Source organism: Achromobacter sp. D10 (genome assembly GCF_035282245.1).
In the GTDB taxonomy this organism is placed as follows: Bacteria; Pseudomonadota; Gammaproteobacteria; order Burkholderiales; family Burkholderiaceae_B; genus Achromobacter; species Achromobacter insolitus.
In genome coordinates this window covers 1-1011 of record NZ_JAYJLE010000028.1, presented here as the reverse complement: position 1 = coordinate 1011, position 1011 = coordinate 1, and the positions used below count along the sequence as shown (strand labels likewise).

1 protein-coding gene is annotated in these 1011 nt (G+C 73.6%); it reads left to right on the top strand.

What is annotated here, in order from left to right:
* On the top strand, window positions 1-1011 hold a 1011-nt coding region (locus tag VCS63_RS29685; RefSeq protein WP_323881922.1), incomplete at both ends, for a hemagglutinin repeat-containing protein.

Below are 1011 nucleotides of genomic sequence, written 5' to 3'. Positions count from 1 at the left end.
GCGCTGACGGGCGACCTGCAGCTCACTGCCGCGGGCGACGTGCGTATCGCGCCGCGCGGCGCCACGCAGGCGGCCGGCAATCTGCGCCTGGACAGCGGCCGCGACCTGAGCGTGCAAGGCACGACGCAGGCGGGCGGCGCCGTCGCGCTCGCTGCCGCGCGCGATGCCTCCGTTCAAGGCGCTGTCGGCGCGGGCGCGTCCTTGAGCATGGAGGCCGGTGGCGACGCGTCGGTCGGGGCGCAGGGCAGCTTGCGCACGCGAGGCGCCTTGCGCGTGACGGCCGGCAAGGATCTCGCCTTGTCGTCGGACCTGCTGACTTCGGATCAAAACGTGCGCGTGCAATCTGGGCGCAACCTGATGGTGGCGGGCGGCGCGGCAGTGCCGCCTATCGGCCAGGGGGCAATCGCGGGTGGAGGAGCCGGCGAGGATGCGGGTTCGGGTTCGGGCTCGGGTTCGGGTTCGGGCACGACCTCGGGCACCGGCTCCAGCACCCATTCCGGCGCGGGATCCGGCAAGTCTCCGGAGCCGGCGGCTCCTGGCGATCAAGACGGCGGCGCTTCCGTGGCGGGGGGCGTGGTGTCCGCCAAGGACGGCATCACGCTGCTGGCGGGGCGCGACTTGCGCTTGTCGCGTCAGGTATACGCCTCGGGCACGGTGCAGATGCTGGCTGGCGCGGAGGCCGTCTCCGACGCCGGCACGCAGTTGCGGGCCGGCGGTAGCCTGACGGTACGCGCCGGCGAAGACGTGGCGCTGGCCGGTGCTGCCGTGGCCGATGGCGCGGTGCGCATCGAGGCGGCGCGCGGCTTGCGCCTGGACGGCAGCGCACTGGCCCATGCCGGCCCCCTGGATCTTAAAAGCGGCGATGACCTGCGCCTGGGCGCGGGCAGCCAACTGCAAGGCCAGGGCGTGCGCACTGAGGCCGGGCGAGATCTGGTTCTGGATGGCGTTCTCGCCTCCACGGCCGACGCGGACCTGCGCGCGCGGCGCAATCTCCACGCCAACGGCAAGGCG